17 protein-coding genes and 1 tRNA gene are annotated in these 20909 nt (G+C 40.8%); 10 read left to right on the top strand and 8 right to left on the bottom strand.

Annotated features, from left to right (window positions below; genetic code table 11):
• Window positions 1-162: 162 nt before the first annotated feature.
• The 3 genes from nusG to H5201_RS18585 form a co-directional block, all read right to left on the bottom strand.
• On the bottom strand, window positions 163-720 hold the full coding sequence (nusG, locus tag H5201_RS18595; RefSeq protein ID WP_145238289.1) for a transcription termination/antitermination protein NusG: 558 nt from the start codon (window positions 718-720) through the stop codon (window positions 163-165).
• Window positions 721-724: 4 nt separating this feature from the next.
• On the bottom strand, window positions 725-1102 hold the full coding sequence (gene secE, locus H5201_RS18590; RefSeq protein ID WP_016710555.1) for a preprotein translocase subunit SecE: 378 nt from the start codon (window positions 1100-1102) through the stop codon (window positions 725-727).
• Window positions 1103-1234: 132 nt separating this feature from the next.
• Window positions 1235-1311: transfer RNA gene (locus tag H5201_RS18585), tRNA-Trp, on the bottom strand.
• Window positions 1312-1476: 165 nt separating this feature from the next.
• Here H5201_RS18585 and H5201_RS18580 point away from each other — a divergent pair.
• Window positions 1477-5466 carry a two-component regulator propeller domain-containing protein gene (locus tag H5201_RS18580; protein ID WP_310736955.1) on the top strand — a complete coding sequence of 1330 codons (3990 nt, stop codon included), beginning with the start codon at window positions 1477-1479 and terminating at the stop codon, window positions 5464-5466.
• A 120-nt stretch (window positions 5467-5586) separates the two neighbouring features.
• A complete protein-coding gene (locus H5201_RS18575; protein ID WP_145238283.1) occupies window positions 5587-6723 on the top strand; it encodes a CsgG/HfaB family protein in 1137 nt (378 codons plus the stop codon).
• 58 nt (window positions 6724-6781) lie between these two features.
• Here the strand turns inward: H5201_RS18575 and H5201_RS18570 are convergent, their stop codons facing one another.
• Both H5201_RS18570 and deoC read right to left on the bottom strand, forming a co-directional pair.
• Entirely contained in the window at window positions 6782-7282 is a 501-nt protein-coding gene (locus H5201_RS18570; protein ID WP_145238280.1) for a hypothetical protein, read from the bottom strand.
• Window positions 7269-8018 (bottom strand): deoxyribose-phosphate aldolase, encoded by a 750-nt coding sequence (deoC, locus tag H5201_RS18565; RefSeq protein ID WP_182719266.1) that lies wholly within the window; start codon window positions 8016-8018, stop codon window positions 7269-7271. Before deoC ends, H5201_RS18570 begins: the two co-directional genes overlap by 14 nt.
• A 276-nt stretch (window positions 8019-8294) precedes the next feature.
• Between deoC and cysG the strand changes: the two genes are divergently transcribed.
• Genes cysG through cysQ form a run of 6 tightly spaced genes read left to right on the top strand, consistent with a single transcriptional unit; the run spans window position 8295 to window position 15266 of the window.
• Window positions 8295-9716, top strand: a complete 1422-nt coding sequence (gene cysG, locus H5201_RS18560; protein ID WP_182785193.1) for a siroheme synthase CysG — start codon at window positions 8295-8297, stop codon at window positions 9714-9716.
• Window positions 9717-9768: 52 nt separating this feature from the next.
• Window positions 9769-10668, top strand: coding sequence for a sulfate adenylyltransferase subunit CysD (gene cysD / locus H5201_RS18555; protein WP_145238271.1), 900 nt, complete (start codon window positions 9769-9771; stop codon window positions 10666-10668).
• On the top strand, window positions 10668-12095 hold the full coding sequence (cysN, locus tag H5201_RS18550) for a sulfate adenylyltransferase subunit CysN (protein WP_145238268.1): 1428 nt from the start codon (window positions 10668-10670) through the stop codon (window positions 12093-12095). Before cysD ends, cysN begins: the two co-directional genes overlap by 1 nt.
• Before the next feature lie 30 nt (window positions 12096-12125).
• Window positions 12126-13850 carry an SLC13 family permease gene (locus H5201_RS18545; protein WP_182719264.1) on the top strand — a complete coding sequence of 575 codons (1725 nt, stop codon included), beginning with the start codon at window positions 12126-12128 and terminating at the stop codon, window positions 13848-13850.
• A 30-nt stretch (window positions 13851-13880) separates the two neighbouring features.
• Window positions 13881-14480 (top strand): adenylyl-sulfate kinase, encoded by a 600-nt coding sequence (cysC, locus tag H5201_RS18540; RefSeq protein ID WP_145238262.1) that lies wholly within the window; start codon window positions 13881-13883, stop codon window positions 14478-14480.
• Between the two features lie 3 nt (window positions 14481-14483).
• Window positions 14484-15266 carry a 3'(2'),5'-bisphosphate nucleotidase CysQ gene (cysQ, locus tag H5201_RS18535; RefSeq protein ID WP_182785192.1) on the top strand — a complete coding sequence of 261 codons (783 nt, stop codon included), beginning with the start codon at window positions 14484-14486 and terminating at the stop codon, window positions 15264-15266.
• Between the two features lie 414 nt (window positions 15267-15680).
• Here the strand turns inward: cysQ and H5201_RS18530 are convergent, their stop codons facing one another.
• Both H5201_RS18530 and H5201_RS18525 read right to left on the bottom strand, forming a co-directional pair.
• A complete protein-coding gene (locus tag H5201_RS18530) occupies window positions 15681-16856 on the bottom strand; it encodes a hypothetical protein (protein WP_182785191.1) in 1176 nt (391 codons plus the stop codon).
• 5 nt (window positions 16857-16861) lie between these two features.
• Window positions 16862-18478, bottom strand: a complete 1617-nt coding sequence (locus H5201_RS18525) for an ATP-binding protein (protein WP_182785190.1) — start codon at window positions 18476-18478, stop codon at window positions 16862-16864.
• Window positions 18479-18656: 178 nt separating this feature from the next.
• Here H5201_RS18525 and H5201_RS18520 point away from each other — a divergent pair, with 178 nt between their 5' ends.
• Entirely contained in the window at window positions 18657-18992 is a 336-nt protein-coding gene (locus H5201_RS18520; protein ID WP_182719260.1) for a hypothetical protein, read from the top strand.
• On the top strand, window positions 18989-19480 hold the full coding sequence (locus H5201_RS18515) for a hypothetical protein (RefSeq protein ID WP_220491389.1): 492 nt from the start codon (window positions 18989-18991) through the stop codon (window positions 19478-19480). Before H5201_RS18520 ends, H5201_RS18515 begins: the two co-directional genes overlap by 4 nt.
• A 130-nt stretch (window positions 19481-19610) precedes the next feature.
• On the opposite strand, the gene H5201_RS18510 is transcribed toward H5201_RS18515, so the two are convergent.
• The gene (locus H5201_RS18510) at window positions 19611-20360 is read right to left on the bottom strand and encodes a tetratricopeptide repeat protein (RefSeq protein ID WP_182719259.1); all 750 of its coding nucleotides are present in this window, start codon (window positions 20358-20360) and stop codon (window positions 19611-19613) included.
• Window positions 20361-20909: the final 549 nt, after the last annotated feature.

Raw genomic sequence — 20909 nt, 5'->3', positions numbered from 1 at the left:
TAGCGGCTTCCCAGTTTAAAAATTGGTTTCTCACTTTTCTGTATACAAACCAAGAAATGCTTACTTTGAATACAAAAAGGCCGCTGATTATAAGTTAATCAGCGGCCTTTTTCAAGCTTTATACCAAACAATATATTTTTTGGTATAAATCAGTTAATTTGTTTATCTATCTTGCTCAACTTGACCAAATTCAAGTTCAACAGGAGTAGAACGACCAAAGATAAGTACCGATACTTTTACGCGGCTCTTTTCATAGTCAACAGCTTCAACCACACCACTGAAATCAGCAAATGGGCCGTCAACAACACGTACCACTTCACCTGGTTCAAATAACGTTGCAGGCTTAGGCGCTTCAGCGTTTTCTTGTAAGCGGTTAAGAATGCGATCAGCTTCTTTAGCGCTAATTGGTGCTGGACGATCAGACGTACCACCGATAAAGCCCATAACACGCGCGGTGCTATTTACTAAGTGCCAGCTTTTATCGTTCATATCCATTTGGATAAGTACATAACCTGGGAAGAACTTGCGCTCAGATTTACGCTTTTGACCAGCGCGCATCTCAACCACTTCTTCAGTAGGTACTAATACTTCACCAAAGCTATCTTCCAAACCTTCGATCTTGATATGCTCAAGAATAGTTTGTGCAACACGCTTCTCATAACCTGAGAAAGCCTGTACTACGTACCAACGTAGTTTCTTTTCGTTGTTCTCATCCGACATGGGATCAGATCTCCAATCCAGTTAAAAAGCCTACTGCGCGGAATAAAATGCCATCTAATCCCCAAAGGATAAGTGCCATAATCGCAGTTGCAACCATTACAATAAATGTCGTATGGGTAGTTTCTTGGCGCGTAGGCCACACTACTTTACGTACTTCGATGCGTGCTTCTTTTGCAAAAGCAAGGAAGGTACGCCCTTTTTCAGTTTGTGATGCAATCCCCAAACCAGCGGCAACAGCAACCACAACACCAATAGCACGTAATAACACAGACTGATCTGCGTACATATAGTTACCAACTACTGCGCCTGCAAGTAGCGCAATTGCCACAAGCCACTTTACTGAATCCATCGCACTTGATGGAGTTTCTACATTCGTGCTCATAATATTATTACCTTAACTACAGACACAACAACCCTACACTATGGCAGGGTTAATCCATTAAAATCCAAACTTAAAAACAGACTTATTTAAACCGATTTTTAACCTCAGACTTTACCCACAAACAGGATAAAATGGCAGGGGCGGAGAGACTCGAACTCCCAACCATCGGTTTTGGAGACCGCTGTTCTACCAATTGGAACTACGCCCCTGCAAAGTGGATGCCTATTATACTTACGCAATTCATTAACACAAGTGTAAAAGATGCCCATAAGTCAAAATCTCATCACTAGATTGAAAAATCCATCTTAACATTGATTAAAAAGCAGTTTATGATTGTTTCAATTCAAGGGATATTACTACGCACGAGGAAGCACGTGCTAACAATAAAAACAACTATCTATACGGCCATTATTGGTTTTTTATGGCTATTTCATAACAGCGCGCTGGCACTGTCTTTACATTTAGACTCCTTCTCTAATGAACAGGGGTTAACGCAAAACTCTGTCACTTGCAGCATAACTGATCGCCGTGGTTTTCATTGGTTCGCCACCCAAGGTGGGCTCAACCGTTTTGATGGTTATGAATTTAAACGCTTTAAGTCTCATCCAACCCAGCCAAGTCTATCGAGTAATTGGATCACCGACTGTGTTACCACTGACAATAATCTGCTGTGGTTTTCTACAGCTACACAAGGGCTAAACGCCCTAAATACAGAAACCGGTATATTCACTCATTTTAACCGTAACAGTCCATTAGCGATTAAAGATAACCGCATTTGGTCAATGCTTACTGATCAACACAATAATTTATGGTTAGGCCATGAAGATGGTAACTTAACTCGCCTAAATGTAGCCGAGCATGAAACTGCCTACTTTACCTACTCGCCAAACACCCAAGGTAGTATTATTTTTCAGGATATGGTGATTGATGCTAAGCAAAATTTATGGCTGGCCAGTAATGAAGGATTAATAAAATTTGATACAAAAACAGCTAAATTTAGCCACTTTTCAGCAAGTAAAAAGCAACTATGGCGCCTAAAACTCACGCCACAAGGGCAGCTACTGATTGCCAGTAAAACAGGGCTTAGTGTCTTTGATTTAGAAAGTGAACAGTTTAATGATATAAAACAACTAGATGGTATATGGATAAGCGATATTTTAATCGATAATAACGAGCATCTTTGGCTTAGCAGCTACGGCCAAGGCTTATATTATAATCCCAACTATCAAACAACTCTGACAAGCTTTAGCCAATTTAAACACCTTCCACAGCAACGTCATGGGCTTGTTAATGATTACTTACTGTCTTTGTATCAAGACCAGCAAGGTATTCTGTGGATAGGCACTGATGGTTATGGGTTACAACGCTACGATATGCGCCAAAATCAATTTAATCATCAACAACACAGCGATGGCCCTAACAGTATTAGCCATGATTTTATCCGGGCCTTACTTAAAGATTCGCAAGGGCAATTATGGGTCGGTACCCGCAACGGGTTAAATAGACAAACAAAAGACGGCTTTGTGCGCTATCACGTCGATACCAGCAACCTTACCAACAACAATATATTCAGCCTTCATGAAGATAGCCAGCAGCGTATTTGGATTGGCACCTATGGTGGCGGTTTATTGCGTTATAACCGCGAAAGCGATGACTTTACATCATTCACAGTGCAAAGCCACCAGCTCAGCAGCAATAACATTTATGCGATCACCAGCGATCGGAACGGCAACTTATGGTTGGGAAGCAATCAAGGTTTAAGTCTGTTTAACCCAGATAACTTGACCGTTGAGCATTTTAAGCACTCGGAACAACACAATAGTATATCGAACAACACCGTATTTAGCCTCGTTTACGATAACGTTGCTAATGCAATTTGGGCTGGTACTCGAGTCGGCTTAAATAAACTCACCCTCAACAACAATGAATTTAGCCATTATCAAGCCGATCAAACAAACCTAAATAGCTTAAGTCATAACATGGTTACCGCCCTTCATCTGCAAGATGACAATACACTGTGGGTGGGTACTTTTGGAGGCTTAAATAAACTGAATAAAACAACGGCAGAGATAACCCGAATCACCGAGCATGATGGCCTGCTAAACGATAATATTTTTGCCATTAAACAGGATGCCAAAGGTTACCTGTGGTTGGCAAGCAACCAAGGTTTAACACGTTATCAGCCCAGCTCTGAAAATATGCAGCATTTTTTACCCCGTGATGGCGTGCAACATAATTCATTTATTCTCGGCGCGGCTTATCAAGCGCAGAACGGTGAACTATTTTTTGGCGGGATCAACGGCTTTAATCAATTTGATCCGCTTAAGCTACAGCTGGCAGCTACAACTCCAGAGCCTGTGTTAACCGAATTACTAATTAACAATCAAGCGATAGCCACTGCCCCATACACTAAGCACGAGACTCAAGCCGCGAAATTTATTAGCTATATACAAACACTCTCCTTTAACAAAGGTGTCGGCGTGATCGGCTTTAAGTTCTCAGCATTACATAGCCCGTCGGCACCTCAACAATATCAATATGGATACAAACTCGCTGGTTTTGATAAGCAATTTCTATATACCAACGCACAACAACGACAAATAAACTACCCGCAACTGCCCGCAGGCGACTATCAGCTGCAACTAAAAGTAAAAGATCAGTATGGCCAGTGGAGTAATGCTAAAGCTATGCTCGATTTCACGGTGGTGCCGCCGTGGTGGCAAAGTCGCCTTGCCTATGCCGGTTATGTTCTTCTCACGGGGGTTATTATTTGGCTTATTGCGGCCTCGCTATACCGCGCTAAGCTGGCCGAACAAACAAGTAAACAAGCCCGTGAGCTGAATCGCTTAAAAAGTCAATTTTTAGATAATATTAGCCATGAATTAAAAACGCCTCTGAGTTTAATACTCGCGCCACTTGAAAGCTTGCAGCTAAACCATAAAGATCAAGCTAGCCAAAAACAATTATCGATGATCAAACGCAATAGCCTACGTTTGCTGACCTTAATAAATCAACTATTACAGCTAAGCCAACGCCCCAGCTGCGCTATACATTACGTTTCGCCCTATCCTTTAGCACCATTTATAAAGCAGCTGGTTGCTGACTTCACGGTGCTGTTTGAACAAAAAGGTATTCACGTAACAATGACAGATCTCAGCCAAGGCTCTTGCTGCATAGCCCTTGAGCCAGAACATGCAACGTCAATTATTACCAACTTAGTTAGTAATGCCCTCAAATATACCCACTCAGGCGGTCAAGTTGAGATTAGCTTATCAGTGCATAATAACATGGCTCATATCGCGATTGTTGACACCGGTATTGGCATCGAAAAACACCAACAAGGCATTATTTTTGAACGCTTTACGCGTGTTGCAGCACAAAATCAAAACGGCAGTGGAATTGGCCTTGCTTTAGTTAAACAATTGCTAGAGCAATACGGCGGGCAGATTTCACTAACAAGTGAAGTAGGTAAAGGCAGTTGTTTTACTGTATCTCTGCCTTTGACTGAAGCAGAGCATGGCGCAACTTCGCTAGCAGCATCAGTAAATGAAGCAACCCGCCCCAGCAATTCGCAAAAGCTACTGATTGTTGAAGATAACGACGAAATGCGCGAACTACTGCTGACTTTGTTTGCTACTGAGTACCACTGCTTAAGTGCTATTAACGGCGAACAAGGCTTAGCCATCTGCCAAACAGAAATGCCAGATCTAGTGATCAGCGATGTGATGATGCCTTGCATGGACGGTTATCAATTACTTAATGCGCTACGCACAAATAACATTACCAGCCATATACCGGTGTTATTATTGTCAGCAAAAGCCGATACACAAAGCAGACTAAAAGGCCTTGATTTACTAGCAGATGATTTTTTAAGTAAACCATTTGAGCCGCAATTACTGCTCAGTAGAGTACAAGGGTTACTGAGTATTCGTGCAGTCCTTAATCGGCACTTAGCAAAGCAGCTTGCGGCTCATGCTCCGCCGCTGGTACTCGATCCGCAGCTTACACAAAGTAAAGATTACCAATTTACCGAACGCCTGAAAAACATCATCCGTGATAACTATCACAACGAAGCGTTTAGTATTGAAGAATTCGCTGCAGGATTATATTTAAGCCCACGTGCCTTACAACTGAAAATGAAAGCACTCTACAATTTAACTCCCAGTGATTATATTCGTAATACTCGTTTAGAGTATGCTGAAAAGTTACTTAGCGACAGCGATCTGAGCATAGGTTTAATTGCTGAAAAAGTCGGCTTTAGCTCACAAAGTTACTTTGCTCGCTGCTTTAAGGCAAAGCATAACGTTTCGCCCAAACAGTTTAGGGAAAATACCAACCTGAATGCAAAAACTTCGCCTGTGTGACCAAAGTGTTCGCCTCAGTACTATTTTTAACCTTATGATTTCTTTAAATTAACTTTAAAACAATTTGTAGAATAAAAACCTTCACTGTTTCTATTTGGCACATTAATTAAGGAAAATCATATGCTCACAACAACTAAAAAAGTACTGTTGGCAACCCTCGTTGCTAGCAGTCTTAGCGCTTGCCAAAGTACTTCAACCAAGGTCACTTCAAACCAAGATTCACCAAACATTAATGAAGTCGCCCAACAACAATATAATGGTCCAAAAGCGCGTATTGCCGTGGCACGCTTTACCGATAAATCGAATGACTCTCATTGGTGGCGAAAAGAAATAGGTGAAGGCATGGCCGACCAACTCACCACAGCTTTGGTAGGCACCAATCGCTTTATCGTACTTGAACGCCAAGCGTTAGATGCAGTGTTATCTGAGCAAGATCTAGCGGCTTCAGGTCGTGTTAGCGCAGCATCAGGGGCAGCTTACGGTGAAATTGAAGGAGCCGAAATAGTTGTGGTAGCAGCAGTAACTGAATTTGATGACGACAGCTCAGGTGCCAGTGTTGGTACTGGCGGTTTTATAGGTGATGTGTTTAGCTCAGTATCGGCAGGTTTTTCAGGCTCGCATATGGCGATTGATTTACGCCTTATCGATACTCGCACCTCACGTATTTTAGCAGCCACCAGCGTCGAAGGAGGCAGCAAAGATTTTGATTTTACCAGTGCGGCAACTAATTTTGGCGGTGCATTAGTCGGTGGTAATTTAAGTGGCTGGTCAAACACCCCTAAAGAAAAAGCGCTACGCGAAGTGATAATCAAAGCTGTAGAGTTTTTACAAACTAAAGTCCCTGCCACTTACTATCGCTATAACAGTAATAATACCCTTGCACCTGGATACACAGCACCACCACCGCTTACGACCACGGCTGCCAAGTCAAAAGCCGTTGCTCCAGTAGCAAAAGTCGATGTTCCTACACATAGAATGCCGCATTATGAAAAGATGGATTTAGCCATGTCTCGCATGAATCTAGTCTGTTTAGGTTATTTAAAAAACCAACCCGATTATGAAGAATTTGAAACTGAAGATGTTAAGTACGATCGTCAAACAGTTATCGCACTGCGCGAATACCAACAAGAGAAACAATTAAAAGTGTCGGGACTTGCAGACGAAGCAACCAAAAAGTCACTCGATGAAAGTCAATGTATTGCTAAAACCAATAAGTCAGGGCTTGAGAGCTTAGGTAGTATGTTTAAAATTAACTAACCAAAGATCAAGTTATTTAGCAGCCAGTTTATTCCTGGCTGCTATACCATCTAAATACTTAGAACAGCTGTAACAGCTCGCCCTGATAAAAATCACAAAGTAACCAAATTTGTTGAAAAGGATGGGTAAGCGGTATCGTTATATTCTGTAACTCAGCGTCAAAATCCGCTTTATGCCAAATGGTGCTGGCGTTACGAATAAGCAGCCATGTTTGCTCTGATTGATAGTGCTTTTTTCCTTTTTGTTCTAATAACCGCTGCAGTGCACAGTGCAGCCGCTGCTCACTTGGTTGCATTGCCATATCAGCAAGATCTCGTTGCATGCTTATAGATAAAGGCCTGCCGAGTACTGCCATGGCTTCGGTTTCGCTGGCATATAAATGTGCTATTTCAATATCAAGCTTCTGTTCATTACGATAGCAACTGATATCTGGTTTACTCGGCTGATTATGCCAAATATGGCGCATTGGAATACCAAAGCGATGTTCATAGCAACGCAAGAACAACTTACCTGCATCATGCTCAAGTTGTAATTTTTCTTGCTCACTATGACGCGTCATTAAGTACCGCATATACATCAGCTAACAGGCTTGATGCACCAAATCTAAATGTTGACGGATTCAAATAACTTTCTCCCATAATATCAGTCGCTAGCTGTAAGTAATTACTTGCATCCATAACCGTTTTCACGCCACCTGCAGCTTTAAAACCGACTACACGCGGCGACTTTTTAATCGTACTTAACATCACTTCGGTTGCTTCAAGAGTGGCATTTGTAGCTACTTTGCCGGTGCTGGTTTTAACAAAGTCAGCACCACCGGCAATTGCTATTTCTGTCGCCAGTGTTATCAACTGCGCTGTTTTTAGTGCGCCGGATTCTATAATTACTTTTAATTGTACGTGTTCAGGACAACACTCTTTACTGGCACGCACATATTCTAGCGCTGTGGCTTCGTCCCCCGCGATTAAGGCTTGATACGGTAACACCAAATCAATTTCATCTGCGCCACGCTCTATTGCGATTAATGTTTCATTAATTACTTCACTTAGCTCACTGTTGCCTGAGGGAAAGTTAGTTACTGTGGCGACTTTTACATAACTAAGCTCGCGCTCAGCTAAAGCAAGCTTGGCGTCATCAACAAACTCACTATAAACACACACTGCAGCCGGAATACCTAGGTTGGGCTTAATACTAGCCACCAAGGCCTGTATTGTTGCCGCGCTATCATTACTATTTAAACTGGTTAAATCCATTAATTGCACGGCCAATGCCGCATCAGTTAGTTGCGTTGTCATAAATCCACCAAGTAAGTTCATGTATTAGCAATAGTACCAAATTTAACTATTCTCGCTATAGCTAATAACCAAACACTCTAAGCTCGATATATAGTCATTATAGTACTTGTAACTCGGCGCAATCCCATGTTAACTAAGGCTTAAGCCAAATCGGACAACCATATATAACTTTTAGTTATATTAACTGGGTTTTAATTATTTTTTACTTAGCTTACGCCACTATATTCTGAGTTTCTGAAAAGCATCTTTGCTGTAATTTTTTCCAAGGGTCTACACATGCAATATTTACCTATCTTTACCAAGCTCGACAATAAACCTGTATTGGTTGTTGGCGGTGGAGAGGTTGCGTTACGTAAGTGCCGTGCATTTTTGAAAGCTCGCGCTGATGTCACTTTAGTAGCACCTTGGTTTTGTGATGAATTAAAAGAGCATGCACAAAATAATGATGTCACTCTAATTGATGCTTTTTTTGATGAATCACATCTTGATGGCAAAATGCTGGTCATTGCCGCAACCGACAATGATGACGTAAATAACAACGTATTTGAACTAGCAAATGCACGAAATGTATTCGTTAACGTGGTGGATGACCAACCTAAATGCACCTTTATTTTTCCTTCAATTGTTGATCGTGACCCGATCACTATTGCAATTTCAAGTGCTGGCACAGCGCCGGTATTAGCACGGCGCTTACGCGAGAAGTTAGAAACGCTTATTCCACAACACATCGGCCCGCTTGCAAGTTTAGTTGGCAGCTTTCGCGACAAAGTAAAACAGCGCTTCACAAGTTTTGCTGATCGTCGCCAATTTTGGGAAGGCGTATTTGATTCATCTGTCGTCAGCAAAGTACAAACGGGCGATACAGCTGCCGCAAGCGTACAGCTTGAACAATTACTCGATAGCAAACTGGATCCTGAAGGTGAAGTATACGTAATTGGCGCAGGTCCAGGAGATCCAGAGCTATTAACACTGAAAGCACTGCAACTAATGCAACAAGCTGATGTGGTGGTGTATGACTTTCTAGTCTCTGACGAAATTATGGAGCTAGTACGCCGCGATGCTGATTTAATTTGTGTGGGTAAACGCTTAGGCGATCACAGTGTCGTGCAAGAAGATACTAACCAAATGCTAGTTGACCTTGCCAAGCAAGGTAAAAAAGTGTGCCGCATTAAAGGTGGCGACCCGTTTATTTATGGCCGTGGTGGTGAAGAAGTTCAAGTACTGGCAGCCAATAACGTAAATTACCAAATCGTCCCTGGCATAACTGCTGCCGCAGGTTGTAGCGCTTATGCGGGTATTCCGCTAACGCACCGTGACCATGCACAAGCCATACAGTTTGTAACTGGTCACTGTAAAAAAGACGGTCAAGAACTAGATTGGCAATCACTGGCAAAACCAAACCAAACTCTGGCAATTTATATGGGTGTAATTAAGTCTCCCCATATTCAAGCACAATTATTAAAACATGGTCGCGGTGCAGATACACCCGTGGCAATTATTGAAAACGGTACTCGCAAAAATCAACGCGTTGTAACCGGTAAATTAGGTGAGTTGGCCGATTTAATCGAGCGTCACAGCATTATTTCACCGGCATTATTAATTATTGGTGAAGTTGCTTCATTACATGAAGAACTTCATTGGTTTGGCACAAAAGCCCAAACTAGTAGCTTTGCACAACCGCTTACAGACGTGGCATAGCTTTAAACTATTTCGATTTTAACTTTTAATCATTTTAGTAGGACGACTAACAATGGCTTTAACTCACCTTCAGCAATTAGAAGCTGAAAGTATCAAAATCATGCGCGAAGTTGCTGCTGAGTTTGAGAACCCAGTTATGCTTTACTCTATCGGTAAAGATTCATCGGTACTTTTACATTTAGCGCGTAAAGCGTTTTACCCAGGTAAAATTCCGTTTCCACTGCTTCACGTTGATACCAACTGGAAGTTTAAAGAAATGATCGAATTTCGTGATCGCTTAGCAAAAGAGTACGGTTTTGACTTACTCGTCCACAAAAATCCTGAAGGCTTAGCGATTGATATCAGCCCATTTACTCATGGCTCTGGTAAGCATACCGATATCATGAAAACCCAAGGCTTAAAACAGGCGCTTGATAAATACGGCTTTGATGCCGCGTTTGGTGGTGCACGCCGCGACGAAGAAAAATCTCGCGCTAAAGAGCGTGTTTATTCATTCCGTGATAAACACCACAGATGGGATCCAAAAAACCAACGTCCAGAGCTTTGGAATACCTATAACAGTCAAGTTAACCCTGGCGAAAGCATCCGTGTATTCCCACTTTCTAACTGGACTGAACTTGATATTTGGCAATATATCTATCAAGAAAACATCGATATGGTTCCGCTTTACTTAGCCAAAGAGCGCCCTGTTGTAGAGCGTGATGGTACTTTGATCATGGTTGATGATGAGCGTATGCCGCTTAAAGAAGGCGAAGTACCCATGATGAAATCTGTTCGTTTTCGTACTTTAGGTTGTTACCCACTTACCGGTGCAGTGGAATCAACAGCCAGTACACTGACTGAGATTATCGAAGAAATGCTGCTATCGACTTCATCAGAGCGTGAAGGTCGGGTAATTGACCACGATTCAGCAGGTTCAATGGAGAAGAAAAAACGTGAGGGCTATTTCTAATGTCTATTAATACTAGCGATACAATTAACGAAGTAAAAGCAATTGGCATCGACGCCTACCTTGCTCGCCAACAAGACAAAAGCCTATTGCGTATGCTGACCTGTGGTAGTGTGGATGACGGTAAATCAACCCTAATTGGCCGCCTACTGCACGACAGCCACCAAATTTATGAAGATCAGTTAGCAGCACTGCATAAAGATAACGAAAAAGTCGGTAATGCCGGTGAAGAGCTCGATTTAGCACTACTGGTTGACGGCTTACAAGCTGAGCGTGAGCAAGGCATAACTATTGATGTAGCGTACCGTTATTTTTCAACGGCTAAACGTAAATTCATTATTGCTGATACTCCAGGGCATGAGCAATACACCCGCAACATGGTAACTGGTGCATCAACCAGTGATGTAGCGATTATTCTTGTTGATGCGCGCTACGGTGTGCAAGTACAAACTAAGCGTCACAGCTTTATCTGTGATTCATTGGGTATTAAACAGTTTGTTGTTGCCGTGAATAAAATGGATATTGTTGATTTTGACGAAACCGTTTATGAGCGCATTAAAGCCGATTATTTAAAATTTGCCGAGCAACTTAACGTATCTAACATCAAGTTTGTGCCTATGTCGGCGCTTAAAGGCGATAACGTAGTAACACGCTCAGAGCACACACCATATTACACAGATAAACCACTGCTTGAGTTATTAGAAGACTCACCAGCAGCTGAAACAGACACTGGCTTTGAAGCGCGTTTCCCTGTGCAGTATGTAGTACGCCCTAACCTAAACTTCCGTGGTTTCCAAGGTACTTTGACCTCAGGAAAATTACGCGTTGGTGATGCTATTAAAGTATTGCCATCAGGTAAAACCTCAAGCATTAAAGAGATTGTAACCTTTGACGGCAACTTAGACACAGCCGAAGCTGGCCAAGCAATTACTTTAACGCTTAACACTGAAATTGATATTAGCCGAGGGGACGTGATCGTTCCTGCTGATTCAACAGCGACTGTTACTAACCAAGTACAAGCAAAGCTTGTGTGGATGCACGAAGCGCCGCTGGTACTGGGTAAAAGCTATAACTTTAAGCTAGGCAGTAAAAATACTTCGGCTATCGTGAAAAAGATTGATCACACCATTGATGTGAACACCCTTGAACACGGCAGCGCAGACAGCCTGCAGTTAAACGAAATCGCGATTGTTACCCTAGAATTGACCGAAACCATTTTGGCCGATGCTTATCACAACAATCACGAAACCGGTGCGTTTATTTTAATCGATCGTTTATCTAACTTAACTGTTGCGGCGGGTATGATTGAAAACGTGCTTGCTAAGCAACAACAAACGGGTAACTTTAGTGAGTTTGAAGTTGAATTTAATGCGTTAGTACGCAAGCACTTCCCACATTGGCAAGCGCTTGATATATCAAAGCTTAAATAACCAACTTTGCCTGTTAAGGACATATAAAGCATGTATCAACAGCTAGTATTAACAGGCATTATGCTAACTTTAGTCGGGTGCCTGTTTGGCACGCGGCTAAAGCCAGCATGGCTTTTTGTTGGCGCCATTGGCACCGCATATCTAGGCGGGTTAATCGACCTTGAAGATATGCTGATCAACTACGCCAATCCATCACTGATCACCTTAGTGTTATTAGTACTGGTTTCGATTGCGGTTGAAAAAACTACACTCGTACAAAAGCTTGCCCAGTCATTATCAAAAGGAAGTTTAACCAGCTCAGTCACTAAGCTCGGACTTTCTACAGCGTTTTTATCCTCATTTACCAATAATACAGCGGTTGTCGCATCGCTCATTACTGCCATAAAAGACAATCCAAACCATTCACCTTCAAAGCTACTATTACCGCTGTCGTATACTGCTATTTTAGGTGGCACAATTACCTTAATTGGTACTTCAACAAATTTAATCGTCAATGGTTTTGCCGTTGATGCAGGCATGGCACCGCTAGGCTTTTTCGACTTTACCATAGTCGGGTTAGGCGCATTAAGTGTGGGCCTGATCACTATTTTAGTGATGCTAAAATATTTGCCAGACAACGGCAAAAACGATCAAGAAGTGGTGCCTTTTTATCTCGAAGGTAAAATAGAAGAAGGCTCAAAACTAATTGGTAAAAGCGTAGAAGAAAATGGCCTGCGCGAACTTAAAGACTTATTCCTAGCGGAAATTATTCGCGGCGATAAACGCATTTGTGCAGTGACCCCGCAACAAGTGATTAAAGCGGGCGATGTATTGCTGTTTGTCGGTGACATCAAATCAGTGCCATTGCTAACACGCTTTGACGGGCTAAAAATAGTTCACGATAAACATCAAAAAGATGTTGAGCACCTCGTTGAAGTTGTTGTCAGCCAATCATCTAAATTTATAGGAAAAACAGTTAAAGAAGCGCGTTTTCGTGAACAGTTTCATGCCGCTGTTATCGCTATTCGTCGCGGCCATGACCGCTTACAAGGTGGCCTTGGTAAAGTGCAGCTGCAAGCGGGAGACTCACTGATCCTCGCACCAGGTAAAGACTTTTATAGTCTGCCTAATTTAAAACGCGAATTTGTGTATATTTCCGGGCTTGATTTACAAACTCACTTAGCGCCCAAGCAATCTAACTTAGTATTAGCGAGCTTTGCAACGGTACTTGGGCTGAGTATTATTGGCTATGTACCACTGGTAAAAGGCTTATTAGTATTGCTGATTGGCTTAATGCTCACGGGAACGATAAAGCTGAGCGAAGTAAAACGCCGTTTTCCTATTGAATTACTTGCTGTAGTTGGTAGCGCCATTGGCCTTGCTAAACTGATGATAGGCACCGGCCTAGCTGGACAAATATCTGCAGCATTGTTTTATGTACTCGGTGATTTTGGCCCCTATGGCGCGTTTATCGCGATTTTTGTAATGACAGTAATGTTCACCGAACTTATCACCAATAACGCCGCAGCGGCACTATCATTCCCTGTCGCTTATGCATTAGCAATGGGCTTTAATGTTGACCCGCTGCCGTTTATTATGGCGGTCGCCTTTGGTGCATCTGCAAGCTTTATATCACCATTTGGTTATCAAACTAACCTGATGGTTTATAGCGCCGGCAATTATCGTTTAAAAGACTATGTATTAATGGGCTTACCGCTTTCTATTATTTATTCAATAACGGTATTAACCCTGATCCCGCTGGTATTTCCATTTTAAGCCAGCGCTTACTCATAAGAGAGTTTTATAATGGATGAGAACATTGTTTGGCATAACTATGCCATTACTAAAGCACAACGTAGCGAACACAAAAGCCATAAACCGGCTATTTTATGGTTCACTGGTTTTTCCGGCTCAGGTAAAAGCACCGTAGCAAACGCCCTTGAAAGCGCACTCAATCAACAAGGTATTCACACCTACCTGCTAGATGGCGACAATGTACGCCACGGCTTGTGTAAAGATTTAGGCTTTAGCGACGAAGACCGTATCGAAAATATTCGCCGCGTTGGTGAAACCGCTAAACTAATGGTCGATGCTGGATTATTGGTACTCACCGCATTTATTTCCCCATTTCGCGCGGAACGCGATATGGTAAGAAACTTAGTCGATGACGGTGAATTTATCGAAGTGTTTTTAGACACACCTCTGGACGTATGCGAGAGCCGCGATCCAAAAGGCTTATACAAAAAAGCCCGCGCAGGTGAAATAAAACACTTCACAGGTATAGATTCAGACTACCAAATACCCCATTCACCGGAAATAATCTTAGATACCAGTAAAAACACCCTAGACCAATCGGTGCAAGAGCTGATAGCGTATCTAAAACAACAGCAAATTATTAAAGGTTAAGTCATGAACCAAACGGAACTGCTCGAAGAAATACTGATCCTTGCCCGCCAAGCTGGCAGCGCTATTATGGGGATTTATGAAAAGGATTTTAACGTTGAGTACAAAGCTGATGAAAGCCCTGTAACCGACGCCGATCTTGCAGCTCACAAAGTGATTGCCAATGGCCTAGCCCACTTAACCCCAGAGATCCCAGTATTAAGTGAAGAAAGTGCCGATATCAGCTGGGATATCCGCCAAACGTGGACCCGCTATTGGCTGGTTGACCCAATCGACGGCACTAAAGAATTTATTAAAAAGAACGGTGAGTTTACCGTTAACATCGCCTTGATTGAAAACGGCAAGCCTATCTTAGCGGTAGTAGATGCGCCTGCGCTAGGCGTGTCTTATCTGGCAGCAGAGGCAATCGGCGCATTTAAAGACCGAGGTGATGAGCGCATTGAGCTTAAAGTCACCACCAAAGCAAACAAAGGCCTTATCCGCGTAGTCGGCAGCCGCTCGCATCCATCACCGGATTTAGCCGAGTTTGTAAAACGCTTTGACGAGGTGGAAATGGTCTCAAAAGGCAGTTCACTAAAACTGTGCTTAGTCGCCGAAGGCAGCGCCGATATTTACCCACGCCTAGGCCCAACCTGTGAATGGGACACCGGTGCAGGCCACGCTATAGCCGAAATAGCCGGTGCAAAAGTAACTCAGCTTGATGGCAGCCCGCTTGTTTACAATACTAAGGATGAATATTTGAATCCGTATTTTGTAGTGAGTGTGATAGAAGAAGAAACCAAGCTATAAGCCGTAAGTTTTAAGTGGTAAGTTTAAGGCCGACTCTTCACTCGTAGGAGTTGGCTTCAGCCACGAAAAATCCTGCTCTGCATTCTATTTGAAAAAACAATTTCACCACAGAGAACACCGAGGCGCTTCGCTACACAGAGGCTGAATCATAAGCTGTAGAGCTTTAAACGGTAAGTTTAAGCCCGACTCTTCACTCGTAGGAGTTGGCTTCAGCCACGAAAAACCTCGCTCGGTTTTTAATTTAAAGACAATTTCACCACAGAGCTCACCGAGGCGCTTCGCGCTACACAGAGGTTGTTTGTTTTTGTAGGTCGGGGTTTACCCCGTCACATTTTTCAGGCTAAAGCCAGAACCACAAAAGATTCCAAGCCATAAGCTTAAAGTGGTCCGTCATAAATACGACGCTTGTACTCGTTAATATAGAAAATTACGTACCAATTGGTTAAATGCATTCTCTTTATGAAGTAGTTTTTTGATACTTTCATTTAGTTTAGGAGCATTTGAAATACTTCTAAAATCAGCTTCATCAAACGAATTAACAAAATTCATTACATTTGTAATGTTACTCTCACCTAACAACCTAGGTAGTTTCAAACCGTCCAGTTGAAATGTATCCAACTCACTTCCCTGCTGTAAATATGATTTGAACAGGCCATAAGTAAATGTAGCTTCTACGCCACCTTCCTTTTTGATACCTCTTCGCAAGATACTATACAATTCAGATTCAAAGCCCATAGAACTCATTAATTCACGTAAAAAATTATTATACACAGATTCATTTTTACTCCATAACTGTTCAAATAGCGGATATAACCATTCAACAGTCATATTAAAAGCTATTATTTTAATAAGTGTCTCATTGATATCCCCCATAACTAAATATTCTGATTGCTTGCCTCTCTCCTGAGCAGTTAAATCAAAACCTATTGACTTTTGGTATTTATTTAAGTCATCAATACTAAACATCTCTTTGACACACATGAATCTTTCAAAACTGCATTGTTGGGTGGTGTTATAACTTAATATTTTAGTAACTATAGGTAGTAAATTATTAAAATCAGATTTCTTAATTTCAAAAAAAGAACGTATATCTTGTATTATTTCTTGGTCACTACATATATCTTTAGGAAGTGTTTCCAATACAAGCCTATCTAAATAACAAACATCTTCATATTTACGTACAACATATTGAAGGTAATTATTACTACCACTAAAAATTAGTTTTCTATGCTGCATTTCTATTTTTTCTAAAGTTTTTTTATCAGTTATTTTACCTTTTGATTTAAAAGCCTCAATCACATCTTTCTTCTCAGAAGAAGTGTCATACTCTAAGCTAAACATTACGTTGTAATATTCAAACATAAAGTTATCTTTATTAGTGTTGTCGTATTCACTAATTTTTTCGATGAATTCTGTAAGATCGAATCCTTGATAATATGGCGGATAGCTTTTATTTTGAAGGAGTTTATTAAATTTCTGTGGCGAGATTTCTTTTATAGTAATGCCCATTAATAGTGAGATAAAATTAACCTCCCCCATCAACCCAGTAGGTTGCCATATTTGAGATACTCTTCTTAGAATTTTTTTCAACTCTCTTATGAAGTTATTTTCTTATCGACTAAAGCTACTGAATTATAAAAAGGTAGGTTACTCAATTCTTGTAAACGCCAGCTAGCAATAAGTGTAGAATCAATGAACTTGCTATCCTCTAAGATATAAAAATGCTTATTGTTTTTAGGTTGATGAGAATTAACAGCGACATCTAAAGAACTGATTATAAAATTAACTAAAATTGTTTTAGTATCAGATGATAAAATATCCTCCCTATAATCCGTTGCTTTTGATATCACTTCGGCAGCAATATCATTTTCATTACCCATCGCGATTATAAAGTTGATACGACTTAAATCTTTATTCTTCAGTCTATCCAATAACGCTGCGATATCATTTAGGCGTTTTTCATTTTCATCGCCGGTGCCGCGATCGACATCTTGTAAGGTGATCAGTAATTTATGGTTGGTTACTTCAAGAACATCATTAAGCTTTTTGAAGCTCTCTTCAATATCAACGGGGCCTGCGAGTAGTGTAGATGCAAATTGAAAAAAGCTGCCACCTGATTTCATAGCCTCAGTATAGTGCTTAGGTAGCGCACGAAATGCGCACATATCTAAGTGCTGGCTGATATCATCGATAATATGACTCAGTACTACATGCGCGACACTGCCGCTAGCTGCGCCCCACGTTGATATATCACTATGTATCCAATTAATCTTGTTTTGTTGTTCTACTTTTAGCTTTTCTTCATCTGATAATTCAGCTTCTACCTTTTTAGATTTTTTGAGCTCATTTGCTATTGCAGCGACAATGCTACTTTTACCACATCCAAATGGCCCACACAGCGCGATATGTTGCGCTATATCCTCTTCATGCTCATCACCACCATTGCGAAGTCGCTCGGTAATACGATTAGCGTAAACCTTTAAATCTTGCTCTAATTTATCAGTGTTTTTGATTATTGAGTCATCTTTAAACCAAGCTCTAAAGTCTTCTAAATCACTAAATTCATTATCAGAGTCACTCAAAGCAATGTAATTATTCGTGGATACAACTTCAGAGCTACAATTCACTCTCATTCTAAGAATAACTGCAATGCTATAAAGTAAAATAAATGTAGATATTAGCGGCCATGGCATTTCGCAATAACCAGAGATAACTAAGCATATTGCTAACAATAAAAATATTAGCACCGTTGATTTAGTAAATACTTTTTTCGCTTTGTCACCCAGCTCTTGAAATGAGATATACAGCGCGCATGCAAAAATCGTAATGTGCAAATACCGTAAGCTAGCGTGAAGCAACTCATCATCGAATAAATAGCCTTGGTAGCGTTTACTAATGAACACATATACAAGTATTGCAATTATCGAGAACCACACAGCAATAGTCGCTGGCGGGTACTTCCAACTAAACCCAATACTGCGTTTGGCGTGGGAGATATAAAACTTATCAAGCATTAGCTTGATGCCAATGCCGGAAAGAAAAGCAAAACTATAGTGCAGTACAGAATTGGCGTATAAAATACTGCCCCAGCTTGCATAGGCTTGCCGTACAAAACTGACGTTACTTAAAAATACTGTAATTGCGGCCGCTGTAATTGCGCACAATAACAGTGATAACCAACGCTGGGCTGGAATAGGAAGAGACTGCGACAATTTAATATCCTTATAAGGAATCTAGTTTGCATTTCAAATAACTCAATCAGTGTATACCCTGTTGAATAAAAATAGAAACTCAGTATTTTTTATATATTGGTTACAATTTTCAGGTACAGTTTTTAGACAGTTTTTGCTAGGCTTTATATTTACGGAATTCAATAACAAGGAGTAATTAATGAGATGTCCTGAAATTGACGATTTGGAGTTTTCTGAGCGTGGCAAGCTAGCTGTAAAAGAAATAAGGCGAATAAAAGAAATTAATCAGTGGCTCAGTGCAACAATTACAGTTGGTACTTTTGCTAACATTTTTGCGGGTAATGGCATCATTAAAAGTCACTATAACCTCACTCAAACTGATTTTGATGCTTTTTCTACTGCACTAAAAAGCTCCCCAAGCATAGCTCGAAAAACCATAGAAACGATATCTGGTCTTCAAGCAATTAAAGCTAAAACATCTAAAGAAAGGCAGTTCTGGAAGGCTGTTTATAACGGTTGCGAGGCTGCAAAATGAATAATTTTATTGTTTTCGCTCTTGCTTTATTCAGTTCCTTTTTAACATATGCAAATATAGCCGAAAATAACCTCACTAGTTATTTAACGGTTGAATACCATAATTCAATAAAAGCATATGACACTAAACTTGAAAAATGTCAGCAAACAGCAATAGTTATAACTCCAGATGACGTTAAACATATTTCAGATGACTGGAATGTGCTTAGTAGTGTTTTATCTTATCATTATGCAAAGACGCAAGATTTATGCACACATGATGAGTTGCAGCGTTTCACATTGCTTTCAGCAAAATTGCAGGCCTTAAAAGATAGCGATAAAACCATGCTTGATAAGTACAACCAATTAATTATGGCAATCCCTTTAACTTTTGAGCGAACTAAAGCTGATTACTTTATTTTGCCTGAAGATATACGTGAACAATTTTCTAGCTTAGAAAAATTAAATAAGCCATTTAATTTAATGAAGACAATGGAAAACTTCGAGTAGCCAAGCCTTGATAAAATGAGCAAATAATTACATTGCTCATCGTAGGCTGAGTTGAGTATTACAACATTCAGCCTATTTGAACCAAAGAAAGCAGTAAAGCTTTAAGCGATAAGCTTGAACCATTCGATTGCTAAGTTATTTTATCAGCTCGTGCTACTTTTTCTGCATAAAAATAAGTTGATTGCATATCCAAAGGCTTACTCAATAGCCCGGTTTCTATATTGTTCAATACAGCTAGGTTTTTCTTTGCAGGTCCATAGTCTGGATCAAGTGCTAACGCTTGCTCAAAGTAATCTCGCGCTTGCATATAATCCTGTAACATTAAATAACAAATCCCCAAGTTCCCTTTAGCCTGCACATGCTTAGGCTGATTTGATGCAATCACTTTAAACAAGGGAATAGCTTTTTCATACTGCTCTGTTTGGAGAAATTCAAAGCCCCTATCGAAACGTTCTGAATCTTCAAGGTACTGTTCAATAGTAAAACCTGTCGGCAAGCCTTTTTCAACTAACTCAATAATTTCTTTAGACGCAGTAATAACGTCAGTCTCTTCTGGTGATGCATACTTCAATGCTGCAACATGGTGCTTAATAGATAAATCAACCTTTCCAGTTTTTTGATAACTAATCGCCAGGTTATAGTGAGCTAAAGCATATTCACCATTAACTGCTATGGATTTCAGCAAGTTTTGTATAGCTAAGTTATAATCACCTTTGAGTACAGCCATTATACCGACCCCATAATAGGTCAAGTAATGACGTGGGTACTTTTTAGCTGCTTTTTTCAGCAAGTACTTACCCTGTTTCGCATCGCCATTCTGCAAAAAATAAAATGCATCCTCTAAGATATCTTCGAGGTATAAGGTTGCTTTATCGACCATTTGATCTCCATTATTATTACTTTGGTTAAATAGAAGACCTAACCGTTGCAAGCCATCAATTTTAAGTTGTATTTAAAAATACTTCAACTGATGGATAAGCTCCTCAAAGAGCTTTAAGCTCGAAAAAGGCCACAGTATTGTATTAAAGATAATCACACCACAGCACGCCGAGGCGTTTTGCGCTGTACAGAGATTTGCTCTTCGTGTTCTTTTGTAGGTCGGGATTTATCCCGTCTCGTAAGCTCTACTGCGAGTAGGTAGTGGCTTTAGCCATTAATGAACTAAAAATCATTATCTCATATGTTCGCGACTGAAGTCGCTCCTACAGGTTTGGTATTGGTATTTTTATAAACCGGGATTTTTCCGTCATATTGTCAGGCAAAAACCTGACCTACCGCTGGGACAATAAACTATGAGCGCTAGCTTATACCAATCTGCCAAATTATGTGATCTAATTAGCACACTGATACTTATCTACTTTTACTAAATTGAACTTAGAAAAATCCAAGCAACTTTTAGCTTTATCACGTAAAGAGCCTAATGCGAGAA

The organism is Pseudoalteromonas sp. SG43-6 (genome assembly GCF_014164365.1).
Classification (GTDB): Bacteria; Pseudomonadota; Gammaproteobacteria; order Enterobacterales; family Alteromonadaceae; genus Pseudoalteromonas; species Pseudoalteromonas rhizosphaerae.
Note: the sequence above shows the minus strand (reverse complement) of the source record. Positions and strands in the feature narration are given on the sequence as shown.